Genomic DNA, 21,980 nt, shown 5'->3' with positions numbered 1-21,980 from the left:
AGACGGGACCGGAAGAGCAGGGATGCGAAAGGCTGTGCCGGAGGGATCACCCGGCATCGTCAGCCCGGACGGACTATGGGGCGCGGTGCCGAGAAACAGAGGTTCGGCAGTATGCTAGGTTTTAGTCGTTTCTTTCTTCCCGGTACCATGCGCTTTGTCGCCATGGGTACCATCGCCTCGTTCTCGGCGGCCATGAGCCCGACCGCGGCGCTGGCGCAGCCCGGGACCAATGCAACGACCGTTGCCGCGACCGCTTCGACCGAGGTCGCTTCCAATGTTGCCGGCGCGGATATCCGCACCGCAGATACCAGCGCCGCGAAGTCCGACCCGCGCTATCGCAATCTCTTCGCCCGCTGGAAGTCGGTCGAAGTGGCGCAGGAACTGCCGCAGCGCGCCGCCGGTCGGCAGGCCGTCAATATTCCTTCGCGCATGCCGCTGAGCACCGCGCGCTTCAGCAGCGAGTATGGCTCGCGCGTTCATCCCGTGACCGGCCGCCGCGCCAATCACAAGGGTATCGACATGGCCGCGCCCACGGGCACGCCGATCTTCGCCACCGCCGACGGCACCGTCGACATGGCGCAATGGTTCGGCGGCTATGGCAATTTCATCAAGCTTGAGCATGGCGGCGACATGGAAACCCGTTACGGGCACCTGTCCAAGCTGAACGTGCGCCCCGGCCAGGAAGTGAAGAAGGGCGACCTGATCGGCTTCGTCGGCAGCACCGGACGTTCGACCGGCCCGCATCTGCATTACGAAGTGCGTATCGCGGGTGAGGCAGTCGATCCGACTCCCTATCTGCATGCCGACAGCTTCGGCGAAGCCTTCGCGTCTTCCGACAGCAGCGCTGCCGGCGGGCCCGAGTAAGCGTCCGCATCCCGGTTTAACAAAGGGCCCGGCAGATCGGTTCTGCCGGGCCCTTTCGTATGGGCTCAGTTGGTATGGTTCAGGCGGCTTCGCTCTTGCGCGGTCTGCTCCATCGCCGCGAAGGTGCGGCCGTGGGGCGCAATTGCCGCGCGATCACATCCCAGTCGGTCAAATCGTCCGCCGCTACGCTGCCCGTCAGTCTCATCCGGTCAAACATAGCCTGCATGCGGCTGCTCTGGTCGGCCAGTTGTGCTTCGGCGCTTCGCTGGCGTGAAACGTCGATGTTAATGCCGATATAGCCCGTGACGCGGCCGTGGTGATCATATTGCGGCGCCCCGGTCGTCGAGACCCACAGGATTTCGCCATCGGGCCTGCGCCAGCGCCATTCTGCTTCAAACGGGGCCTTCGCGGCAAGGATCTCCTTCCAGTCGGCCATGACCCGTTCGAAATCGTCTGGGTGGATGGCGGTGATCCAGTGCGATCCTTCCCATTGTCCGTCGGATAGCCCGGTCATCCGCTTGAAAGCGCTGTTGACGAACAGAGTGTCGCCGCGCGCATTGGTGCGCCAGATCCCGACCGGCGCCGCATCCGCCAGCGTCGCGAACCGGCGTTCGGCATCCTCCAGCGCATGGCCATAGCGGGCCGACTGGGTGACATCGCGAATATGGCCTTCCAGCCCGATCGGCCTTTGCCGTTCGTCAAAAGCCCCTTGCATGCGCACCTCGACATGACGCGTTTCGCCGTCGGGCCGCCGAATCGTATGCAGCGAGGTGATCAGGCCGCGTTCGCCGCGGACGAGCCGGATGAATTTCTCCCGCTCAGCCCGCCCGCCCAGCGCATCGAGGAAATCGACCACCGGACGGCCCAGACTTGCGGTTCGGTCATAGCCCGTGATGCGCTCCCACCCCGCGTTCAGCATGGTCCAGCGGCCAGCGTTGTCGATGCGGAAGATCCCTTCGTCCACCGTGTCCAGCATGCGCGCCTTCTCGTCGAGACGCCGCCGGAGAAGGGCGTTTTCCCCGCGCGTCTGGCCGAGCAGGACGCCTGCCGGCAGTGCGGATGCGACAAGGGCGGCGCACAGCAATTGCAGCGTCGCGGCATCTTCGATGGGGCCATGCCCTGTCAGGTTTGAGAAGCAAGCCATGCCGATAATTATTGCCAGGGCTAGAGCCGTCCCGCGCGGAGGCAATGCGCAGCCTGCGAAGAGCGCAAGCGGGAAGAGCAGCAGCACACCGGGGAGCGGCGCCAGCCATAATATGGCCGCTGCGCCAGCCGCAACGGCGGCGAGGATCGCAAGCTCAGCCATTCTGGCGCGTTTGTTGCAGGTCCGGCTTGCCGATTGTGGCACCATTTCCGGCGACAGGCCCGCCAGTCCGATGGGTACGATCACCATCAGCGCGGCAGCGTGAGACGGCCACCAGAACAGCGCATCCGCCCCCCCGGCGAACATCACCAGACCGGACAGGGTGGCCGCGCCCAGCAGGCCTGCGAAAAGCAGCACGAAAGATCCGATGCGGGTACGGTCGTGCTTGCGCCATGCCTCGGCAGCCGAGAGGGCGGCGGCTATCTCGACTCCATTAGCCAGCGCCGGGATCGGGCCGCTTGCCCATCCACCCGCCATCCATTGCGCCGCCATGAGCGACACGCCGCATCCCAGCGCGATGGCAAGACCCAGTGCCGCCGACACAGCGCCGCTTCGCCTGCAAAGCGACGCCGCGACCACCACCGCGCAGCCATTGGCCGCCCAGAACGGCGCAGGCCAGGTCGCCCACGCATGAGTCGCAAGCGCCATCAGCCCTGCGGCGGCGGCTGGCAGGATTATGGCCGCCAGCTTTGCCCAGATGTCGTTTCGCAAGGGCGACACCGCCGCCCGTTTCCCTTCCGGCATAGCCATGCCGATACCCTTCGATCGCTCATCGCGCCTTATGCGATGCAGGACCATGCTGGTTGATGGGAACGAACAGGGTACGAATGCAGGCCTAAGGGGAACCCCCTAAGTCCCGAAAGCGAACAGGCGGCGGCGGATTGTCTGCCCGCCGCCGCCCGCGATTATTCCGCCAGCAGGCGTTCGGCAATGGCGCGCACCTCGGCGCCCATGTCGTCGCGTTCCAGCGCCAGTGCCAGCGTTGCTTCGACAAATCCGGTCTTGGACCCGCAGTCGTAACGCTTGCCTTCGAACGTGACAGCATGGAACGGCTGGTTGCCGATCATCTTGGCCATGGCGTCGGTCAGCTGGATCTCTCCGCCCGCGCCCTTGCCCTGCGTTTCCAGCGTCTTCATCACCTCAGGCTGCAGGATATAGCGGCCCGACACGATCTTGTTCGATGGCGCTTCAGCGACGGGCGGCTTTTCGACCAGCCCCTTCACCTCGGTCAGAGCGCCCGATTCGGCACCCGGATCGATCACGCCATAGGACGAGACCTGATCGTGCGGCACTTCCAGCACCGACACCAGATTGCCGCCGACTTCGTTATAGGCCTCGACCATCTGCTTCATGCAGCCGGGCTTGCCCCACATCAGCTCGTCGGGAAGCAGGATGGCGAAAGGCTCGTCGCCGACGATGGCGCGCGCGCACCAGATCGCGTGGCCCAGGCCCATCGGTTCCTGCTGGCGCACGGTGATCAGGTTGCCGGGCGTGAAGCGGGTGGGGTCGAGGACCGAAAGATCCTTGCCGCGTTCCTTCATGGTCGCTTCGAGTTCGTAGGCAATATCGAAATTCTCGACCAGCGCGGTCTTGCCGCGGCCAGTGACGAAGATCATCTGCTCGATCCCCGCCTCGCGCGCTTCGTCGACGGCATACTGGATCAGCGGCCGGTCGACGATCGGAAGCAGTTCCTTGGGGATCGCCTTGGTCGCGGGCAGGAAGCGCGTGCCAAGACCGGCAACGGGGAAAACAGCCTTGCGGATCGGCTTGCGAGAGGTTTCGGCCATAAGTGCCATCATTCCTTTGTGCTGCAAAAGCGAAGTCTTGCGTTTTCTAGGCATTGGGCCCGCAAGGTTTCAAGTCCGTGTCCGGTGGATCGGTGCTCCCATACGGCTTGCGATCAGTCTATTTCGGGCTAAAGCGGCCCGATGGATAAAATTGTCATTCAAGGCGGCAAGCGCCTTTCGGGTACGCTGCCGATCTCGGGCGCGAAAAATGCCGCTCTTACGCTGCTTCCCTGCGCCTTGCTGACCGAGGAGCCGGTGACGCTGCGCAATCTGCCGCGACTGGCGGATATCGACCAGTTCCAGCACCTGCTCAACGGTTTCGGCGTATCCACCGCCATCGCCGGTTCGCGGCCCGAGGATTTCGGGCGGGTGATGACGCTGCAGGCGACCCGGCTGACAAGCACGGTCGCGCCCTATGACATCGTGCGCAAGATGCGCGCCTCGATCCTCGTGCTCGGCCCGCTGCTGGCCCGCGCGGGGGAGGCGACCGTTTCGCTGCCCGGCGGCTGCGCGATCGGCAACCGGCCTATCGACCTGCACCTGAAGGCACTGGAAGCGATGGGCGCGGAAATCGAACTGGCGGCGGGCTATGTGCGCGCCCATGCGCCCGATGGCGGGTTGCCGGGGGGTGATTTCACCTTTCCCGTCGTTTCCGTCGGCGCGACCGAGAACGCGCTTATGGCGGCGGTGCTCGCCAAGGGCACCACGCGGCTGGAAAACGCCGCGCGCGAGCCGGAGATCGTGGACCTTTGCAAGCTGCTGGCCGCGATGGGCGCGGAGATCGAGGGGATCGGCGAATCCGAACTGACGATCCACGGCGTCGACCGGCTGCACGGCGCGACCTATCGCGTAATGGCCGACCGGATCGAGGCGGGCAGCTATGCCTGCGCCGCCGCGATCACCGGGGGCGAAGTGTTTCTGAAAGGCGCCGATGCGCATGACATGCGCGCCACAACCCATGCGCTGCGCAATGCGGGCGTCGTTGTGGAAGAGCGCAAGGACGGCATCCAGATTTCGCCCAACGGCCCGCTGAAAGCCGTCAACATCTCGACCGCGCCGTTTCCCGGCTTTGCCACCGACATGCAGGCGCAGATGATGGCGCTGCTGTGTCTGGCCGAGGGTACCAGCGTGCTGAACGAGACGATTTTCGAGAACCGCTACATGCACGTGCCCGAACTGAACCGCATGGGTGCACATATCGAGACCAATGGCCACACGGCGGTGGTCCATGGCGTGAAGAAGCTGACCGGCGCGGAAGTGATGGCGACCGACCTGCGTGCCTCGATGTCGCTGGTGATTGCGGGGCTCGCCGCCGAGGGCGAGACGACGGTGCACCGGCTCTACCACCTCGACCGCGGATATGAGCGGCTGGAGGAGAAGCTGCAACTAGTCGGCGCGCAGGTGGAGCGGGTTGGTGGGGATTGATTGGGGCTTTAGAGGGCCGGTCGTTAAAGGCCGGGCGTCTGCCAACGACCGATTGCGGACCTTTAATAGGGTCCGTTGCATTCCGGCTGTGAGATGTTGTTCCGCGACGCGTCGGTTTGGAACGTAATAACGCTGCAACCTCCCCCAGCCACGGCAGGAAGGTTGAATTCGCTTGGGACCCACTCTCGTTCACCCGGATCGGCAACGCCATAATTAGGCTCGTTACAAGGATATTCGGTTGGGTGCCGGCTGAGGCAGTCCGCGCTTACTAAGTCTCGCCGCTCGCTACTGTTTGGATAGTGTCGCACGAAGACACCGATAATCGCGCCGTTTTCCCGTTCGAAGAAATATTGAGAATAATCTTCAATTTCAGTGAAAGATATATCACTGTCCCGAACAGCTTCCTCCATTCGATCTGCTACATCATCGTTGGGGGATCTCCCGCAAGCCGAACAAACCAAGCTGAGAAAAATCAGTGAATGAGTTCGACGACGCTGGTCCATATCGTGACTCCAAATGTAGTCGGATACAGCAAGATGCCGCCTTATAAAGGATTGCTTCTAACGTCAGCTTCCCACCCCATAGCTGACTCAAAAGTGCGCTAGCCGAAGCCCCGAAACCGGCCCTGCTCAATCCCAACTCTTCACCGCCCCACGCTTCGCCTTCACCTCGCCGCGTTCCTTCTTCGACTTCAGGCGCTTCACCTTGCCCACGCAGTTGACGCGGGTCTTGGCGCGTTTCTTGGGCTGGACCATCGCCTGTTCGAGCAATTCGGTCAGCCGGTCGCGCGCGTCGCTGCGGTTGGCGTCCTGCGTGCGGAAGCGTTTCGCCTCGATCAGCAGGTCGCCACTGGCGGTGAGCTTGCTGCCCGCGATGCGCTGCAAGCGGTGGAAGATCGGCTGCGGCAGGTTCAGCGCATAGATATTGACGCGCAGCTGCACCGCGGTCGCCACCTTGTTGACGTTCTGCCCGCCGGGGCCGGAGGCGGTGACGAACCGCTCCTCGGCCAAGGCGTGAGCGCGGTCGATTATTCCTCCGCCGGCCATTCTTTACCCACTGGCCATTCTATCGTTTCCGGAAATTCGGGGCACAGCCGCGCGAAATCGGCGGGCAGAGGCGCGGCGGCGCTGATCGGGTCCTTGCCGTCGCGTTGCACGATCAGTTCGGCGGCATGCAGCATGGTGCGGCCCGCGCCTTTTCCGTCCCCATAGACCGGATCCCCAAGCAGCGGGAAACCCAGCCCCGCCAGCGCATGAATGCGGATCTGGTGCGTGCGGCCGGTTTCCGGGGCGAAGGCAACCGCGGTGACGCCATCCTTCACGCCCAGCTTCTTCCAATGCGTCACCGAAGGCTTGCCCTTCTTCGCCGCGATCATGCGCCAGCCCTTTTCGGCGCTGCTGATCTTGGACAGCGACAGCGCGATGGTGCCCTCTTCCTCCGCCAGTTCGCCCGCGACGAGCCCGATGTAATGCTTGGTCACCGCGCGCGCCTCGAACGCGGCGTTGAAGCGCTTGAGCGCCTTGGGATTACGCGCCAGCAGCAGGCAGCCCGACGTATCGGTGTCGAGCCGGTGGACCGGCACCGGATCGCGCTGAAAGCCCAGCCGCAGCGTGCCGAGATGATCCTCAAGGCTCGGCCCGCCCGCGCGGGGGCGTTCGATGGGAAGTCCGGCGGGCTTGTCGATGACCAGCGCTTCGCCGTCCTCGAACACTATATCGATATCTTTCATAATGCTTTGACCGCCGTTTCGATGCGCTGCAGCGCCGTGCGTAATGTGTCTTCGCTTGCCGCGAAACTGATGCGAAATCCCGCTAGCCCGCAATGCGCCCCGCCGAATGCCGAGGCGGGCACCACGGCAACCCCGTGTTCGAGCAGATGGAGCGCCAGCGCGCCGTCGTCCGCTATCTTACCTCCAATCAGGGGCGCGGCTTCGACAAGGCAATAGAACGCGCCATCGGGCACCGGCGTCGACAGGCCGGGCATGGCATTGATCGCCGCGCACACCAGATCGCGGCGCGCACGGAAGATGTCGCGCCAGTCGCCGAGGAATGCCTGCGATCCCTCCATCGCCGCGACCGCGCCTGCCTGGCTGATCGAGCAGGGATTGCCGCTGCTATGCGATTGCAGCCGCTCCATCGCGAGGATCAGCCATTCGGGCCCGGTCGCGAACCCGATCCGCAGCCCGGTCATCGCGTGGCTTTTCGATACGCCCGACACCGTCAGGACGCGCCCCGAGTCACCATTGGCCGCCAGATCGGGCCGCAGTGCCGCCAGCGTGGCATGGTCGCCGCCGTTATAGCGCAAGGGCGCATAGATATCGTCGCTCATCACCAGAACATGCGGATGACGGTCCAGCACATCGGCTATTGCCAGCAATTCGTCCGCCGGGAAGACCGCGCCGGTGGGATTGCCGGGGCTGTTGAGCAGCAGCCAGCGGGTACGCGGGGTGATCGCCGCTTCTAGCGCCTTGGCGGTAAAGCGGAAGGCGCTGGCGGGTGTGGTCGGCAGCGGCACGACGCTGGCGCCCGCGAAACGCGCGATCTCAGGATAGCTAACCCACCAGGGGGCGGGGATCACCACCTCGTCGCCGGGATCGATCGTGGCGCATAGAGCATGAAAGATCGCCTGCTTGCCGCCCGCGCTGATCGTGACATTGGCGGGGCTGGCCTCGATGCCCAGATCGCGGGTGAAATGCAGCGCCGCGGCGCGTTTTGCCTCGCTCGTGCCGCCGACGGGCGTATAGCGGGTGCGGCCGTCGCGCAGGGCCTGCTGCATGGCCTCTACCACATGGTCCGGCGTGGCCAGATCGGGTTCGCCCACCGACAGCGAGATGATGTCGCGCCCGGCCTCGCGCAGGCTGGTGGCGCAGTCGGTCATGGCGGTGGTCTGCGACGGCTCGATGCGCTGAAGGGCCGCTGAGAGGGAAGGATGGCTCTTCATGCGGACACCAGTTTCGCGTGCACCAGTCCGCGCAGCGAATTGCCGATAATCAGCCCCTCCTGCAAATCGCCTGCGCGCAATTCCGCCTCTTTCGCGCGGCCTTCCTCGATCAGCGAACGGCGCAGCACGCCGGGCAGCAGGCCCAGCGACAGGGGCGGGGTCAGCAGGCAATCGCCGCGATCGACGAACACGCTGGTAAAGCTTCCCTCGGTCACCAGCCCGTCTTCCCGGATGAGGATCGCTTCCTTCGCGCCCCGGTTTTCGGCCTCGACGCGGGCTTCGTCGTAAAAGCCCCGGTCGCTGGTCTTGTGACGCAGGCGCGGATCGTTCGCTTCGATGTCCAGCCTGACGAGCGCGACGGGCACCGGCTCGATCAGCGGGTCGGGATATTTGCTTAGGCGGATCGCGAATTGACCGCCGCGCTGCAGTTCGATCTTCAGCCGCGCCGGTTCGCGGTGCGTAAAGCACACCGCCTGCACCTCGTTGCGGATCGCATGGCGGTCGCACTCGAAACCCAGTTCGGCGGCGCTCTGCTTCATCCGCTCGAGATGGAACTCGATCATGGGGACGCCCTTTTGCGGATCATAGCCCATCGTCTCGATGAGCATCGTGTCGGGCGCAAGGGCACGGGCTCGCGCAGCGTCGCTCACGCTCAATGCGCGGCCCCCCAGCTGTGGCCGGTGCCGATCTCGATACCCAGCGGCACCGACAATTCGACCGATGGCAGCGCGGCTTCGGCCATCACCCGCTCGATCACCGGAGAGGCGGCGGCCACATCGCCTTCGGGCAGTTCGAACACCAGCTCGTCATGCACCTGCAGCAGCATCCTGACATGGCCGAGCCCGGCGTCATGCAGCGCGGGCATCATGCGCACCATCGCGCGCTTGATGATGTCGGCGCTGGTCCCCTGGATCGGCGCGTTGATCGCGGCGCGTTCGGCGCCCTGCCGTTCGTTGGGGTTCTTGGCGTTGATATTGCGGAAATGGGTTTTCCGCCCGAACAGCGTTTCGGAATAGCCGGTCTCGCGCACTCGCTCCAGCGTGTGCACGATATATTTCTGGATGCCGGGGAAGCGGTCGAAATAGCGGTCGATCACGGCCTGCGCCTCATCCGCATCGGTGCCGAGGCGGCCGGCAAGGCCCCAGCGCGAAATGCCGTAGAGGATGGCGAAATTGATCGTCTTGGCCTGCGCGCGGGTATCGCGGTTGACCTCGCCATACATCTCCTTCGCGGTGCGGGCGTGGATGTCCTCGCCATTGGCGAAGGCTTCCTTCAGCGGCGGGACGTCGGCCATGTGCGCGGCAAGGCGCAGTTCGATCTGCGAATAGTCGGCGGCAAGCAGCACATTGCCCTCTTCCGCCACGAAAGCCTCTCGAATCTGTCGGCCGGTTTCGGTGCGGATCGGGATGTTCTGCAGGTTCGGATCGGTGGAGGACAGCCGTCCCGTCTGCGCGCCGACCAGGCTATAGCTGGTGTGCACGCGGCCCGTGTTCGGGTTGATCGCCTGCTGCAAAGCCTCGGTATAGGTGGAGCGCAGTTTCGACAGGCCGCGCCATTCCAGCACCTTGCTGGCCATCGGCACGCCTTCGCCCGCCAGCTTTTCCAGCACGGTCTGGTCGGTCGAGAACTGGCCGCTCTTGCCCTTTCGCCCGCCTTTCAGGCCCATCTTGTCGAACAATATGTCGCCCAGCTGCTTGGGACTGCCGATGGCAAAGCTTTCGCCCGCCATTTCGTGCACCTCGGCCTCGAGCGTTGCGATCTGCTCGGCGAATTCGCCCGACAGGCGCGCCAGATGCTCGCGGTCGACATTGATGCCGTTGCGTTCCATCATGGCGATGACGGGGATCAGCGGGCGGTCTACGTTTTCGTAGATGCGCGTCCCGCCTTCGTCCGACAGCCGCTGGCGGAGCACTCGGTGCAGGCGCCAGGTGACATCCGCATCCTCGGCCGCATAGCGCGTCGCCTTGTCGAGCGGCACGGCGCTGAACGGGATCTGCTTCTTGCCCGTTCCGCAGATGTCCTTGAAGGTCAGGGTGGTGTGGCCAAGATGCGTCTGGCTGAGCGAATCCATGCCATGCGCCTGCCCGATGCCCCCGCCGCCGCGCCCGGCGTCGAGGTCGAAGGACAGGATCATCGTGTCGTCCACCGGCGCGACTTCGATGCCGCAGCGCTGCAGCACGGTCAGGTCGTATTTGATGTTCTGGCCGATCTTCAGCACCGCATCGCTTTCCAGCAGCGGCTTCAGCCGGGCGAGCGCCTCTGCCTTCGGAATCTGCTGCGGCTTCTCGGCGAACATGTCGTCGCTGCCGTGGGCAAGCGGGATGTAGCAGGCATCGTTCGGACCCAGCGCCAGGCTGATCCCGGCAAGCTCCGCCTGCATCGAATCGAGCGAGCTGGTTTCCGTATCGATCGCCACCGCATGCGCCGCGAAGGCGCGCGCGATCCATGCGTCGAGACGCTCGAGCGTGGTCACGCATTCATAGGCGTCGAGATCGACCGCGGGCCATTCGGGCAGCGGCTGACGGGTTCCTGCTGCGTTGTCGGCTGCGGCGTTCGCCGGTTTCGCAGGGTTTAATTCGGTCGGCCGCGAAGGGCTGCCTGCGCCTGCGCCCAGCCGCTTCAGCAGGCTGGTGAAGCCGTGCGTCGACAGGAAGTCGGCCAGCGGCTCCTTGGGAATGCCGTCGAGCGCGAAATCATCGAGCGGCATGGGAAGCGGGCAGTCTTCCTTCAGCTGCACCAGTTCGCGCGAGAGGCGCGCCATATCCGCATGCTCGATCAGATTCTCGCGCATCTTGGATTTCTTCATCTCGGGCGCGGCGGCCAGCACGCTTTCGAGATCGCCATATTCGTTGATCAGCTTTTCGGCGGTCTTGGGCCCGATGCCGCGCACGCCCGGCACATTGTCGACCGAATCGCCCATCAGCGCGAGGACATCGCCCAGCTTTTCTGGGGGAACGCCGAACTTCTCGACCACCTCGGCAATCTCGATCCGCGCGTTCTTCATTGTGTCGAGCATGTCTATGCAGCCGCCCTCGACCCCGTCATCGGGATCGCCGCATTTGCCGACCAGCTGCATCAAGTCCTTGTCCGACGATACGATCGTGACGTCCCAGCCCTTGCGCGTTGCGGCACGGGCATAGCTGGCGATCAGATCGTCCGCCTCCAGCATGTCCTCCTCGATACAGGGGAGGGAGAACGCCCGGGTCGCCTCGCGGATCAGGGGGAATTGCGGCACCAGATCCTCGGGCGGGGGCGGGCGGTTCGCCTTGTAATCGGCATAGAGATCGTGGCGAAAGCTCTGCGAGGCCTTGTCGAGGATGACGGCCAGATGCGTCGGTCCATCGGCGTCATCGAGATCCTGCGCCAGCTTCCACAGCATGGTGGTATAACCATAGACCGCGCCTACCGGCGTTCCCTGCGGGTTCGTCAGCGGCGGCAGGCGGTGATAGGCGCGGAAAATATAGGCCGAGCCGTCGACCAGATAGAGATGCGGCTTGCGCGCGTCGCCGTCGGCGGGCTGGGCGGGGGCTGTTTCGATCGCTTCGCTCATGATCATTCGGCGGTAGCAGCGAGGGGCGTGGAAATCATGCCCCATCTGCGCCGATTGCGGCGCCATTTTTGTGGGTGCCCACCGGTTTTTGCGATGACGCGCCCTAATCTGGCCATATTCCTGTTTTAGACGGATTATGCGGAGCCATGCGTTGCCGCTTGCATCCCTTTGCGGATGGGTTTATCTGTGCGCCACGAGGTTCGGGAGACCGGGCTTCGCGTGAAGCCATATAAATCCAGCTTCACGTTCATTCGGAATAAGGATGCATTTCATGCGCAAGATCATTCTCGCCGCTGCCGCTGCCGGCGCTGCCCTCACCCTCGCCGCCTGCTCGGAAGGCACCGAGGAAAACGCCGAAGCCACCATGGATTCGATGGCTGCTGACGCCGACGCCAACATGGACGCCGTCGAAGCGACTGCTGAAGACGCTGCCATGGATGCCGAAATGGCTGCCGATTCGGCCGTCGAAGCGACCGACGAAGCTGCTGCTGAAGTCGAAGCCGACGTGCAGGACGAAAGCGTCGCAGAAGCTCAGGCTGACTGATCGACCTTTCGCCGTCCTTCGGGACACGCGAACAGAAAGGGCGCGGAAGGATCATCCTTCCGCGCCCTTTTCTTTGGTCCGGTCTTTACAGTCAGTTCGACGCGTAGACCGCGTTGTCGTTCGACGCGTGACGGGCCGGCGGAACCGAGAACCCGTTATAGATCGTGCGCGTAATCTCGGCGATCTTGGCGTTCCGGGCGGCGGGGCCGCTTTGCCCGGTGACATAGATCGCCATCACCACCACGCGCCCGTCAGGCATGGTGACAAAGCCGACATCGCTGGCGGTCTTGTTCAGAGTGCCGGTCTTGTGTCCGAACGTCACGCCGCTGGGCAGGCCGGCCTTGATCCGCGAACTGCCGGTCACGGTGCGCGTCATTGCGCCGATCAGCAGGCCTCGGCTGGCGGGGGAGAGCCACTTGCCCTGATGCAGTCCGGCGATCAGCTCCACCATCTCTTCGGGCGGAGTGCTGTCGCGCACGTCGACGTGACGGGACAGGTCGAATTCCCAACGATCGCGCACCAGTGTGGCAATGTCGCGGTCGATCCTGAACCGGTTCAGCCCCGCCTTGCGCGCCCAGGCATTGACCGCCTGCGGCCCCCCGACGACAGCCAGCAGCGCATCGGTGGCCTGGTTGTCGGAGCGTGTGATCATGCGTTCGATCAGCGTTTCGGCGGTCATCGTCTGACCTGCGCGGACCGGCGCGACCTTGCTTGAAAACGGCTCAGAGGCGACAGGGACCATCAGCGGATAGCGATCGAACAGGCTGTACTTGCCCGCGTCGACGCCCGCGAGGAAGGTCGCGGCGATCGCGATCTTCGACGTGCTGGCCATGGGGAAAGGTTCGTCCCCCTCGATGGACACGGTCTGGCCCGTTGTCAGGTCAAGTGCGGCGACGCCGATCCGGCCCTGCGATTGCGGAGCGACCGCGAACAGCTTACGCCGGAAATTGTCGGGCACCGGGTCCTGCGCCCGATGCGAATCGAGAATGGCGCCTTCGGGGCCGTTCAGGAATTCCTCGAACGACTGGGCCTGGGGATGCTGCGACTGGGCAGGAATAGACTGACCATGCGCAGCAGGCGCGAATCCCAGTGCCGAGGCGGCGAGAAAGCCCACCCCGTAACGACGGATGACAGCGCCTGCGCGGCGCAGATGATGCGATGACAGTCCCTTCATGCGCACTTTCCTAGCATAAATCCCATTGTCGCATGATGAACGAAGCGGGCATTTTCCTCAAGCATCCCGCAACGCCTTGTGGACGATGGCTAATCCTTATCGTCTTCGCCTGCGGAATCGTTGCCGGCATCTGCTGGATGTGCAGACGATCCCGACATGGCGCGGGCCTGCGCCTTGCGGCGGCGCAGATTGGCTCGCAGCTGCGCGGCCAGCCGCTCCTCACGGCTCTGGGCCGGTTTGCTGCCGGCGTTTTTCGGGTCGTTCGTCACGGTGTCTCCATCGCATCAGGCCCCCTTCGTGACAAGCATGCGCGGCTTTGCTTGACAAGCGGACGGGACGCCGCCAATAGCGCGCCCCTGCAAGACGCCGATGTGCTTTGCCGCATCACGCGCCGGGCTGCTGTAGCTCAGTGGTAGAGCGCACCCTTGGTAAGGGTGAGGTCGGGAGTTCAATCCTCCCCAGCAGCACCATCGCGCAACAACCTGTTCCGTATCGGGGCAGAAGTTCGTGCTTTTGGCGTTAGCTCGGTGACAATGCCGGTCACCTTCCTAAATCGTTTTGCCTCCGCGCTGCCTGCGGCTTTAACCCCATCAACATCATTGCGCGACTAGGATTGCCGTCAGGTCGCAGCTTGGGACCGGGGGGATTGCGGGCGTATGGTGTTTCAAACGATCTCAGATAACATCCGCGACTTTGTGCGCGATGAACACGGCGCAAGCTCGTCAGAATATGCCCTGATCCTTGGCGTGATCGGCGTCGGCGTCGGTGCCGCGACGCTTATGCTGGGCGCGAATGTCGGTGCCTCTATGAATGGCAAGGCGGCCAGCTTCGATCCCGGCTTTACGGGCGGGTCGGACACCGGTTCCGCCGGCGGCGGTAATGGCAACGGCTCTGGCGGTAATGGCGGTTCCGGCACGGGCGGCAGCACGGGCGGCGGCACCGATACCGGCAGCGGTAACAATGGCAACGGCAACGGAAACGGTGGCGGCAACCCGAAAGCCGGTGGAAACGGCAAGAACAAGTAGATCGACATTGTCAGACAGATATATGTCTAGATCGCCGGCACGATATCTGTCTCACCCAAAGCCTTGCGTTTTGCAGACCGCGGCCATCAGGCCCGCAAGTCAGACCACTCCGGATGCCGTCGGAAGGCTGCCTCGACATAGGAACATTGCGGAACGATGGTGAAGCCTTCGGACCGTGCATCGTCGATCAGCGCTTCGACCAGACGGGCCGCGATGCCTCGGCCGCCGATTTCGGGCGGCACCAGCGTATGGTCGGCCACATAGACATCGCCGCGCTTCTTGTAGGTCAGGCGCCCGATGGCGTCGCTGTCGGCGGGATGCGCGCGATATTCGCCGCCTGTCTCGCTATCATGACGCGTGATTTCCAGATCTGCCATACTGTCTCCTTCTTTCGAACAGAACGGCAGGGCGTGGGCGACGTTCCGGCGTGTCAGCCACGCCGTGTCAGCCGCTCATTGTCAGCCACGATGGCCGAACAAGGCCGACCCGACACGCACATGGGTGGCGCCCAGCATGATCGCCGTCTCGAAATCGCCGCTCATCCCCATCGACAGGCCGGTAACATCATTATCCCGCGCGATCTTTGCGAGCAGCGCGAAATAGGGTGCAGGCTCGACGTCGAGGGGCGGCACGCACATCAGGCCCGCAACTTCGATATCGGCCGCTCGCGCCTCCGCCAGAAGGGCGGGCGTATCGGCAATAGCGCAGCCGCCCTTCTGCTCCTCGCCACCGATATTCACCTGCACGAAGCAGGGCACGCGCCGGTCTGCCTTGTCCATGGCCTTGGCCAGCGCCCTTACCAGGCTTGATCGGTCGAGCGAATGGATCGCGTCGAACAGGGCGACCGCGTCATCGGCTTTGTTCGACTGAAGCTGTCCGACGAGCTGCAGTTTCACGTCCGGGAACTGGTCGCGAAGCGCAGGCCATTTATCCTGCGCCTCCTGCACGCGGTTCTCGCCGAACAGGCGGTGTCCTGCGTCCAAAAGTGGCCGGATGCGCTCTGCCGGATGGGTTTTCGAAATTGCCACCAGCGATATGGCATCCGGCTTGCGCCTGGCGATGCTGGCGGCGTGCGCGATCTTGTCGCGGATTTCCTGAAGTGCTGGCACGGTCATGGCGCGCTGCTATAGCGGGCAGGTGACGATCCGCCAGCCCCCCAGACATCGCCAATTGCCCTCGATCTGGCTTATCAGCGATGCCCGGAATGATGACGTGCTGGAAAGCGTGCTGCGCCGATTGCCAAGAGGATCGGGGCTAGTCTTCCGGCACTACCATCTCGATCCGGCAAAGCGGCGCGCCCGCTGGGATCGCATCGTGCGGCGTGCACGGGCGCGGGGGCATGTCATTGCCTTGTCCGGTAGCGTGCGGCAGGCAAGGGCATGGGGCGCGGATGCCGTCTATGGGCCTCCTGCGCGCATTGCCCATGGCCACGGGCTCTGGCGATTGGCGACGGCCCATTCGCTTGCCGAGATCGCCGCTGCCGCGAGGGCCGGTGCCGATGCCCTGTTTCTTTCGCCGGTCTTTCCGACCCGCTCTCATCCGGGCGGGTCGACGCTTGGCCGGGTACGGGCATTGCTTCTTGCGCAAAGATCGGGCCGTCAAACGATCCTGCTCGGCGGCATGAACCGGCGGAATGCCCGGTCCCTGGCGCGGGCGCCTCAAATCGGCGGCTGGGCGGCTATCGACGGGCTTTCCACCATTTGACCCCGGCCAATCCACAGCCCTGTCCACCATGGGGCCGTGTCGGTAATCCACAGATCGCGGCGAAACGCGCCGCATGATTGACCGGGTTTCCGCCAGCGCCGATAATCGCGTTTTGTTCACCCGCCGCAATCGAAGGCCACAACTGAAGGGACCGCGCGATGGCGACACGCGCAAATCAGGCGTCTTCCAGCAATCTGGACTGGCGTTCGGCCATGAAGGCCAGCTTCAACCGCAGCGCCGAGCTGGTCGGTGCGGTGGCGCTGGTGTTGCTGGCCGTGTTTCTGGCGCTTGCGATGATCAGCTATTCGCAGACCGATCCGTCGCTTTCGACGGCGGCGGGCGGAAGGGCGCAGAACTGGATGGGCGGCGCGGGGGCGGTGGCCGCCGATCTTCTGTTCATGCTGTTTGGCGCGATGGCGGTGCTGTTGCTGCCGCTGCTTTACGTGTTTGCGCGCCGCCTGTGGCAAATGGCGGAGCATGAGGAAGAGGATGCGCAGATCGGTTGGAAACGCCGCTGGGGTCTTCCGCTGCTGATGCTGGTGGCGGCGATGTTGCTGCTGTCCAGCGTGCTGGCGCTGCTGTTCGACGGGCCGGTCTGGGATCTGCCAGCGGGGCTGGGCGGATTGTCGGGCCTGCTGGGGGCCAAGGCGATCCAGTCGCTCGGCGGATTGGCGCCGGCGCCGTGGTCGGACTGGGCGGTGCTGGCGATTTCCATCGTGGCGCTGGCGGCGGGTGCCGGGCTGGCGGGACGCGTGTTCGCCATCGACTGGGCGGGCCTGCTGACGCTGCCTGCCGCACTGCGCCGTGAACCAGCCGATGATGCGGTCCCGGCACGGCCTGCCAAGCCCGTGCGTCAGCCTAAGCCGGCGGTCGACCGGGGCGCTGCGGCCGACGACGAGGACGACGGCCCGCCGTTCGACGCGCCCGAACCGACGCCTCGCCGCGCGCCGGAGATCGCTGACCCGTCCTCTGCGCCAAGGCCAGCCGCTGCGCCGAAAAAGCCCAAGCAGCGCGAACTCTTCGGGCAGGACTTCCAGCTGCCCAGCGCCGAATTGCTGGCCGAGCCGCCCGAGCAGACCGGCAAGGTGATCGACAAGTCCGCCCTGGAGGCCAATGCGCGCCTGCTGGAAACCGTGCTCGAGGACTTCAACGTCAAGGGCGAGATCACCGCGGTGCGCACCGGCCCGGTCGTGACCATGTACGAGCTTGAGCCTGCGCCCGGCATCAAGGCGGCCCGCGTCATCGGCCTTGCCGAGGACATCGCTCGCAACATGAGCGCGATTTCGGCGCGCGTCTCGGCCATTCCGGGCAAGACCGTCATGGGCATCGAACTGCCCAATGCCGACCGGCAGACCGTGGCGCTGCGCGAGCTGATCACCAGCGAGGCCTTCGTCGATCACAAGGGCATGCTGCCGATCATCCTGGGCAAGGATATTGCGGGCGAGCCGATCGTCGCGGACCTGGCCGCCATGCCTCACCTGCTGGTCGCGGGCACCACCGGGTCGGGCAAGTCGGTGGGTCTCAACTGCATCCTCCTCTCGCTGCTCTACAATTTCACGCCAGAGGAAGTGCGCCTGATCCTGATCGATCCCAAGGTGCTCGAACTCAAGAGCTATGACGACATTCCCCATCTGCTCTCGCCGGTGGTGACCGAGCCGCCGAAATCGGTGCGCGCGCTGAAATGGGCGGTCGAGGAGATGGAGCGCCGCTATCGCATGATGTCGAGCATCGGGGCGCGCAACCTTGTCAGCTTCAACGACCGCGTCCGCAATGCCGCGTCGAAGGGCAAGCCGCTGGGCCGCCGCGTCCAGACCGGCTTCGACCCCGAGACCGGCGAGGAGATGTTCGAGGAAGAGCAGCTGGACTACGAGGTGCTGCCCCAGATCGTTCTGGTGGTGGACGAGCTGGCCGACCTTATGATCACGGTCGGCAAGGAGATCGAGGTGCTGATCCAGCGGCTGTCGCAGAAGTCGCGTGCGGCGGGCATCCACCTGATCATGGCGACGCAGCGCCCGTCGGTCGACGTCATCACCGGCGTGATCAAGGCGAACATGCCGACGCGTATCTCGTTCCATGTGACCAGCCGGATCGACAGCCGGACCATCCTTGGCGAACAGGGGGCGGAACAGCTGCTGGGCAAGGGCGACATGCTCTACAAGGCGTCGAGCAGGCCCATCACCCGCGTCCACGGCCCGTTCGTGTCGGACGAGGAAGTGGAGGCCGTGGCCGAGTTCTGGCGCGGTCAGGGCGAGCCTGCCTATGTCGACAGCGTGACCGAGGAGCCGGAGGACGGCGGCGGTTTCGCCTTCGACGATCTGGATGGTGCCGGGGACAATCCGGAGGACCGCAAATATATGCAGGTCTGCCAGATGGTGTTCGAGAACCAGAAGGCATCGGCCAGCTGGATCCAGCGCCAGATGGGCGTCGGCTACAACACTGCGTCCAAGTGGATCGAGCGCATGGAGAAGGACGGGCTGGTCGGCCCGGCCAACCATGTCGGAAGGCGCGAGATCTATCGCGACCGCGACGGGCAGGCGCTGTAGGGCGCGCTTCGCCCCCTTCGATTAGCCCCGTTTGAAAAGTGACAAAGGTGACACGTCCTACAGGGGGTGTCACCCTGCGCCATGCCACGCAAATGCTGGGCCTACGGGCCAAAAGTGACACGCGCGGGGTGCGGGAAAATCGGGGGCCGAGGAAAGTCGGCGTGCGGAAAATCGGACGATTGGAAAGAGCCGATGCATATTGCTGCGTGCACCGGCCATATCGCTGGATGACGGTGTAGGACAGTGTCAGATCGTTCAGTCGGTCAGGACCGTATTGATCGCATGGACGACGCCATTCTCGCCCTCGATGTCGGCTTCGACCACCATGGCGCGGGTTCCGCCCGGTCCGATCACCTCGATCTGGCCATTGTTGTTATTGATCGTCAGGGTTTCGCCTGACAGCGTCTGAACCTGCGTTTCACCCTGCGGAATGGCGCTGGACATATAGGTCGAGGGAACCGCGTGGCGTTTCAGAAGAGCCGCCATCTGGTCGGGATTCTGCTGGAGCTGATCGACGTTTTCGACCGCGCCAAACGCTTCGTCGATCGGCGCGAAGATGGTCACGCCATCGGCATTTGCCAAGGTTTCGCCAACGCCTGCCGAAATCGCTGCTTGCAGGAAGGTGTTCAGATTGCCGTTGGCACTGGCCGCTTCGACGACATCCACGCTCGAAGGAGTCATGTCACCGCCTGCCGTATCCGTGTCGGACTGGGCCTGTTCGGTGACAGGCTCGGCGGTGTCGTCACCGCTTGGCGAGCAAGCCGCAAGCGAGAGTGCCGCTACGCCGGCCAGTGCTATTGAATTCTTCATCGATCGGTATCCTCTTGCATGTGTATTCCGCACCCGCTCCTATCAAGCATGCCCACTGCTTAAGGTTCCCCGGACCTGTCGTGGGTGGACTTGCGGCACCATCGGACCGTGTCCTGCGGCACGCTGCCGATCCGCTTGACAGCGCGCCTTCCCCGGTCGAGCAATGGCGGCAAGAAAACGAGGGGGTGGGGGCATGTTTTTACGCGCTGCGATGTCTGCGGCCTGCTTGCTGGTCGCCGATGCCGCGATTGCCCAAGCGGGCGCCGATACGCCCGGGCAGGGCAGGTCCCGCCTGTTCGTCTTGACTGATATTGAGAACGAGCCCGACGACACGCAAAGCCTGATCCGGCTGCTGCTCTACAGCAACGAGATCGACATCGAGGGGCTGGTCGCGACGACGTCGGTGCACAAGCGCACGTCGGTCGCGCCCGAGGCCATTCGCCACATCATCGAGCGATATGGCGCGGTGCTGCCCAGTCTGCGGCTGCACGATGCGGGCTATCCCGATGCCGACGCACTTGCTGCGCTCGTCAGTGAAAGCCAGCCGCTATACGGCATGCAAGGCGTGGGGGACGGCATGGATTCGCCCGGATCGCGGGCACTGTTGAACGCCATCCTGCGTGAGGATGAGCGGCCCTTGTGGATCAATGCATGGGGCGGGGCGAATACGCTGGCGCAGGCGCTCTACCGGCTGCGCGAGACGCGGTCTACCGAGGAAGTGGCGCGGCTGTCGGGCAGGCTGTGGGTCTATGCGATTTCCGATCAGGATGACGCGGGTCCGTGGATCCGCGCACAGTTTCCGCAAGTGAACTATATCGTCACGCCCGGCGGCGATTATGGCCGCGCGACATGGGGCGGCATGAACCAGGTCGTGGACGGGATCGACAATCAGACCGTCAGCAATCGCTGGCTGGCCGAGAATATCCAGCAGGGGCACGGCCCGCTGGGTGCGGCCTATCCCGATGTCGCGTGGGGCATGGAGGGCGACACGCCGTCGTTCCTTGGCCTGATACCCAACGGGCTGGGCGTGCCGACGCAGCCGTCATGGGGCGGCTGGGGCGGGCGGTACGAGCTTTATACCCCCGAACCGATGGCGGACGATCCGGTGAACGCGGTTGCGGGAGTGGTGTTCGGCGCGGAGACGCGGCCGATCTGGACCAATGCGGAGGACAGCTTCGGGCCTCCGCAGCGGCCCGAATACGGGCGGTCGGTCCGCAAGGGTGAGCCGGTCGAGACAAGCGCGCGGGCATCCCTGTGGCGCTGGCGCGACCAGTTTCAGAACGATTTCGCTGCGCGGATGGACTGGACGGTGAAGCCCTATGCTGCCGCGAACCACCCGCCCGAGGTGATGCTGCAGGGGCCGGACCGGCTGACCGTCAAGGCGGGGCAGGGGGTGTGGCTGAGCGCGCGCGGCACAACCGATCCCGATGGCGACAGCCTGACCTATTACTGGTTCCACTATCCCGAAGCGGGCAGCTATCGCGGCGAAATCTCGCTGGGTGCGGAGAATGCGGACGGGGTGTGGGTGACCGCGCCGCAGGTGTCGCAGCGCGAGACGATCCATATCGTGCTGGCGGTCACCGACAAGGGCAGCCCGCCGCTCACCCGCTATCGGCGCGTGGTGGTGACGGTGGAGCCTTGATCCTCTACCCGCCTCAATCGCAGTCCGGCCTTAATCCCTGTCCGGAAGAGGCCAGCCGACGCGGGCTTCCTCGAACGTGTCCTTGTTGCGGATATAGCCGCCTGCGCCGAATGCGCGGCCGACCAGGCCCATGGCTTCGGTGTTCACGCGGGGCCGATCGTCGGGGCCGGACAGGAATTCGTCCCCGATATGCAGTGCGAGGATTTCGCCGAGGATGATGGTGAAATTGCCGCCGGTGTCGATCGGCTTCCACAAGCGGCATTCCAGCGCGGCGGGGGCGCTGGCGATCAGCGGGGTGGAGACGAGGCTGGCGGGGCGGGTGGCGATGCCCAGCACGTCAATCTCGCTGACGTCGCGCGGCGCTTCGGCGGCGGTGTCGACCATGATGCGGGTATCGTGTTCGCCCACCAGGTTCACGGTGAACTCGCCCGCCTCGACAATATTGCGCGCGGTGTCCTTGGGATCGCCTTCCGCGCGCTGGCCGATGCCCAGCACGCACAGCGGCGGCTCGCTGCCCAGCACGTTGAAAAAGCTGTAGGGCGCGGCGTTGAGCAGGCCGTCCGCATTGCGGCTGACCACCCAGGCAATCGGGCGCGGGGTGACGGTGTTGACCAGCAGGCGATAGCGATCGGCCGGGGCCATCTGTTTCATGTCGAACTTCATGGAACTGGAAGTAGCGAGCGCCCTTCCCAATGACCAGAGCGCGGCCGAAAACGAAATAAACTATCGGATAATGCGCTGATGTGTTCAATTGTTACTTAAACAGGTGCGCCCGTTAACCGGTCCGTAGGGCTGTGATGCCAATATCCAGCCATGTGGGGCCGGGTT

At 64.4% G+C, this 21,980-nt stretch carries 20 protein-coding genes and 1 tRNA gene; 8 read left to right on the top strand and 13 right to left on the bottom strand.

The annotated features are described in order from the left end of the window. Positions 1-111: 111 nt before the first annotated feature. Complete coding sequence (locus AC4FIJ_RS06570) at positions 112-864, top strand: M23 family metallopeptidase (RefSeq protein WP_490335915.1); 753 nt, start codon at positions 112-114, stop codon at positions 862-864. 79 nt (positions 865-943) lie between these two features. Here AC4FIJ_RS06570 and AC4FIJ_RS06565 read toward each other — a convergent pair whose 3' ends face one another. Next, positions 944-2,758, bottom strand: a complete 1,815-nt coding sequence (locus tag AC4FIJ_RS06565) for a PAS domain-containing protein (RefSeq protein WP_490335914.1) — start codon at positions 2,756-2,758, stop codon at positions 944-946. Between the two features lie 155 nt (positions 2,759-2,913). After that, entirely contained in the window at positions 2,914-3,795 is an 882-nt protein-coding gene (galU, locus tag AC4FIJ_RS06560) for a UTP--glucose-1-phosphate uridylyltransferase GalU (RefSeq protein WP_490335913.1), read from the bottom strand. A gap of 141 nt (positions 3,796-3,936) precedes the next feature. On the opposite strand from galU, the gene murA reads away from it, so the two are divergent. Further along, on the top strand, positions 3,937-5,220 hold the full coding sequence (murA, locus tag AC4FIJ_RS06555; RefSeq protein WP_490335912.1) for a UDP-N-acetylglucosamine 1-carboxyvinyltransferase: 1,284 nt from the start codon (positions 3,937-3,939) through the stop codon (positions 5,218-5,220). Positions 5,221-5,849: 629 nt separating this feature from the next. Here the strand turns inward: murA and arfB are convergent. The 5 genes from arfB to polA are packed head-to-tail and all read right to left on the bottom strand — an operon-like array spanning position 5,850 to position 11,710. After that, positions 5,850-6,266 (bottom strand): alternative ribosome rescue aminoacyl-tRNA hydrolase ArfB, encoded by a 417-nt coding sequence (gene arfB, locus AC4FIJ_RS06550; RefSeq protein WP_490335911.1) that lies wholly within the window; start codon positions 6,264-6,266, stop codon positions 5,850-5,852. Then, positions 6,248-6,949 carry an RluA family pseudouridine synthase gene (locus AC4FIJ_RS06545; RefSeq protein WP_490335910.1) on the bottom strand — a complete coding sequence of 234 codons (702 nt, stop codon included), beginning with the start codon at positions 6,947-6,949 and terminating at the stop codon, positions 6,248-6,250. Before AC4FIJ_RS06545 ends, arfB begins: the two co-directional genes overlap by 19 nt. Beyond that, positions 6,946-8,160, bottom strand: coding sequence for a pyridoxal phosphate-dependent aminotransferase (locus tag AC4FIJ_RS06540; protein ID WP_490335909.1), 1,215 nt, complete (start codon positions 8,158-8,160; stop codon positions 6,946-6,948). The genes AC4FIJ_RS06545 and AC4FIJ_RS06540 overlap by 4 nt, the downstream gene beginning before the upstream one ends. Then, a complete protein-coding gene (locus AC4FIJ_RS06535) occupies positions 8,157-8,810 on the bottom strand; it encodes an aminotransferase class IV (RefSeq protein ID WP_490335908.1) in 654 nt (217 codons plus the stop codon). The genes AC4FIJ_RS06540 and AC4FIJ_RS06535 overlap by 4 nt, the downstream gene beginning before the upstream one ends. A gap of 2 nt (positions 8,811-8,812) precedes the next feature. After that, positions 8,813-11,710, bottom strand: coding sequence for a DNA polymerase I (polA, locus tag AC4FIJ_RS06530; RefSeq protein WP_490335907.1), 2,898 nt, complete (start codon positions 11,708-11,710; stop codon positions 8,813-8,815). A gap of 271 nt (positions 11,711-11,981) precedes the next feature. On the opposite strand from polA, the gene AC4FIJ_RS06525 reads away from it, so the two are divergent. After that, positions 11,982-12,254, top strand: coding sequence for a hypothetical protein (locus AC4FIJ_RS06525; RefSeq protein ID WP_490335906.1), 273 nt, complete (start codon positions 11,982-11,984; stop codon positions 12,252-12,254). Positions 12,255-12,345: 91 nt separating this feature from the next. Here AC4FIJ_RS06525 and bla read toward each other — a convergent pair whose 3' ends face one another. Further along, positions 12,346-13,428, bottom strand: a complete 1,083-nt coding sequence (gene bla / locus AC4FIJ_RS06520; RefSeq protein ID WP_490335905.1) for a class A beta-lactamase — start codon at positions 13,426-13,428, stop codon at positions 12,346-12,348. 89 nt (positions 13,429-13,517) lie between these two features. Continuing rightward, entirely contained in the window at positions 13,518-13,697 is a 180-nt protein-coding gene (locus AC4FIJ_RS06515; protein WP_490335904.1) for a hypothetical protein, read from the bottom strand. A gap of 126 nt (positions 13,698-13,823) precedes the next feature. Here AC4FIJ_RS06515 and AC4FIJ_RS06510 point away from each other — a divergent pair. Further along, a tRNA-Thr gene (locus tag AC4FIJ_RS06510) sits at positions 13,824-13,898 on the top strand. Between the two features lie 225 nt (positions 13,899-14,123). Further along, positions 14,124-14,453: a Flp family type IVb pilin gene (locus AC4FIJ_RS06505; RefSeq protein ID WP_490335903.1), complete on the top strand. Its 330-nt coding sequence runs from the start codon at positions 14,124-14,126 to the stop codon at positions 14,451-14,453. 86 nt (positions 14,454-14,539) lie between these two features. On the opposite strand, the gene AC4FIJ_RS06500 is transcribed toward AC4FIJ_RS06505, so the two are convergent. Together AC4FIJ_RS06500 and AC4FIJ_RS06495 are read right to left on the bottom strand one after the other, a co-directional pair. Beyond that, positions 14,540-14,830, bottom strand: coding sequence for a GNAT family N-acetyltransferase (locus tag AC4FIJ_RS06500; RefSeq protein WP_490335902.1), 291 nt, complete (start codon positions 14,828-14,830; stop codon positions 14,540-14,542). Between the two features lie 81 nt (positions 14,831-14,911). Then, entirely contained in the window at positions 14,912-15,568 is a 657-nt protein-coding gene (locus AC4FIJ_RS06495; protein WP_490335901.1) for a YggS family pyridoxal phosphate-dependent enzyme, read from the bottom strand. Here AC4FIJ_RS06495 and AC4FIJ_RS06490 point away from each other — a divergent pair. Further along, positions 15,567-16,157 (top strand): thiamine phosphate synthase, encoded by a 591-nt coding sequence (locus AC4FIJ_RS06490; RefSeq protein ID WP_490335900.1) that lies wholly within the window; start codon positions 15,567-15,569, stop codon positions 16,155-16,157. The two genes, AC4FIJ_RS06495 and AC4FIJ_RS06490, sit on opposite strands and share 2 nt — an antisense overlap. Before the next feature lie 158 nt (positions 16,158-16,315). Beyond that, entirely contained in the window at positions 16,316-18,700 is a 2,385-nt protein-coding gene (locus AC4FIJ_RS06485) for an FtsK/SpoIIIE family DNA translocase (protein ID WP_490335899.1), read from the top strand. A gap of 255 nt (positions 18,701-18,955) precedes the next feature. Here AC4FIJ_RS06485 and AC4FIJ_RS06480 read toward each other — a convergent pair whose 3' ends face one another. Next, on the bottom strand, positions 18,956-19,510 hold the full coding sequence (locus AC4FIJ_RS06480) for a fasciclin domain-containing protein (protein WP_490335898.1): 555 nt from the start codon (positions 19,508-19,510) through the stop codon (positions 18,956-18,958). 193 nt (positions 19,511-19,703) lie between these two features. On the opposite strand from AC4FIJ_RS06480, the gene AC4FIJ_RS06475 reads away from it, so the two are divergent. Then, positions 19,704-21,152 carry a DUF1593 domain-containing protein gene (locus tag AC4FIJ_RS06475; protein ID WP_490335897.1) on the top strand — a complete coding sequence of 483 codons (1,449 nt, stop codon included), beginning with the start codon at positions 19,704-19,706 and terminating at the stop codon, positions 21,150-21,152. A gap of 30 nt (positions 21,153-21,182) precedes the next feature. On the opposite strand, the gene AC4FIJ_RS06470 is transcribed toward AC4FIJ_RS06475, so the two are convergent. After that, complete coding sequence (locus AC4FIJ_RS06470; RefSeq protein WP_490335896.1) at positions 21,183-21,803, bottom strand: flavin reductase family protein; 621 nt, start codon at positions 21,801-21,803, stop codon at positions 21,183-21,185. Positions 21,804-21,980 lie beyond the last annotated feature (177 nt).

The organism is Croceicoccus sp., assembly GCF_983967925.1.
Note: the sequence above shows the minus strand (reverse complement) of the source record. Positions and strands in the feature narration are given on the sequence as shown.

Excerpts from the sequence above, each read along its gene's own strand:
- AC4FIJ_RS06570 (WP_490335915.1), top strand. The coding sequence starts at position 112 with ATGCTAGGTTTTAGTCGTTTCTTTCTTCCCGGTACCATGCGCTTTGTC.
- AC4FIJ_RS06565 (WP_490335914.1), bottom strand. The coding sequence starts at position 2,758 with ATGGCTATGCCGGAAGGGAAACGGGCGGCGGTGTCGCCCTTGCGAAAC.
- galU (WP_490335913.1), bottom strand. The coding sequence starts at position 3,795 with ATGGCCGAAACCTCTCGCAAGCCGATCCGCAAGGCTGTTTTCCCCGTT.
- murA (WP_490335912.1), top strand. The coding sequence starts at position 3,937 with ATGGATAAAATTGTCATTCAAGGCGGCAAGCGCCTTTCGGGTACGCTG.
- arfB (WP_490335911.1), bottom strand. The coding sequence starts at position 6,266 with ATGGCCGGCGGAGGAATAATCGACCGCGCTCACGCCTTGGCCGAGGAG.
- AC4FIJ_RS06545 (WP_490335910.1), bottom strand. The coding sequence starts at position 6,949 with ATGAAAGATATCGATATAGTGTTCGAGGACGGCGAAGCGCTGGTCATC.
- AC4FIJ_RS06540 (WP_490335909.1), bottom strand. The coding sequence starts at position 8,160 with ATGAAGAGCCATCCTTCCCTCTCAGCGGCCCTTCAGCGCATCGAGCCG.
- polA (WP_490335907.1), bottom strand. The coding sequence starts at position 11,710 with ATGAGCGAAGCGATCGAAACAGCCCCCGCCCAGCCCGCCGACGGCGAC.
- AC4FIJ_RS06525 (WP_490335906.1), top strand. The coding sequence starts at position 11,982 with ATGCGCAAGATCATTCTCGCCGCTGCCGCTGCCGGCGCTGCCCTCACC.
- bla (WP_490335905.1), bottom strand. The coding sequence starts at position 13,428 with ATGAAGGGACTGTCATCGCATCATCTGCGCCGCGCAGGCGCTGTCATC.
- AC4FIJ_RS06500 (WP_490335902.1), bottom strand. The coding sequence starts at position 14,830 with ATGGCAGATCTGGAAATCACGCGTCATGATAGCGAGACAGGCGGCGAA.
- AC4FIJ_RS06490 (WP_490335900.1), top strand. The coding sequence starts at position 15,567 with ATGGCGCGCTGCTATAGCGGGCAGGTGACGATCCGCCAGCCCCCCAGA.
- AC4FIJ_RS06495 (WP_490335901.1), bottom strand. The coding sequence starts at position 15,568 with ATGACCGTGCCAGCACTTCAGGAAATCCGCGACAAGATCGCGCACGCC.
- AC4FIJ_RS06485 (WP_490335899.1), top strand. The coding sequence starts at position 16,316 with ATGGCGACACGCGCAAATCAGGCGTCTTCCAGCAATCTGGACTGGCGT.
- AC4FIJ_RS06480 (WP_490335898.1), bottom strand. The coding sequence starts at position 19,510 with ATGAAGAATTCAATAGCACTGGCCGGCGTAGCGGCACTCTCGCTTGCG.
- AC4FIJ_RS06475 (WP_490335897.1), top strand. The coding sequence starts at position 19,704 with ATGTTTTTACGCGCTGCGATGTCTGCGGCCTGCTTGCTGGTCGCCGAT.
- AC4FIJ_RS06470 (WP_490335896.1), bottom strand. The coding sequence starts at position 21,803 with ATGAAACAGATGGCCCCGGCCGATCGCTATCGCCTGCTGGTCAACACC.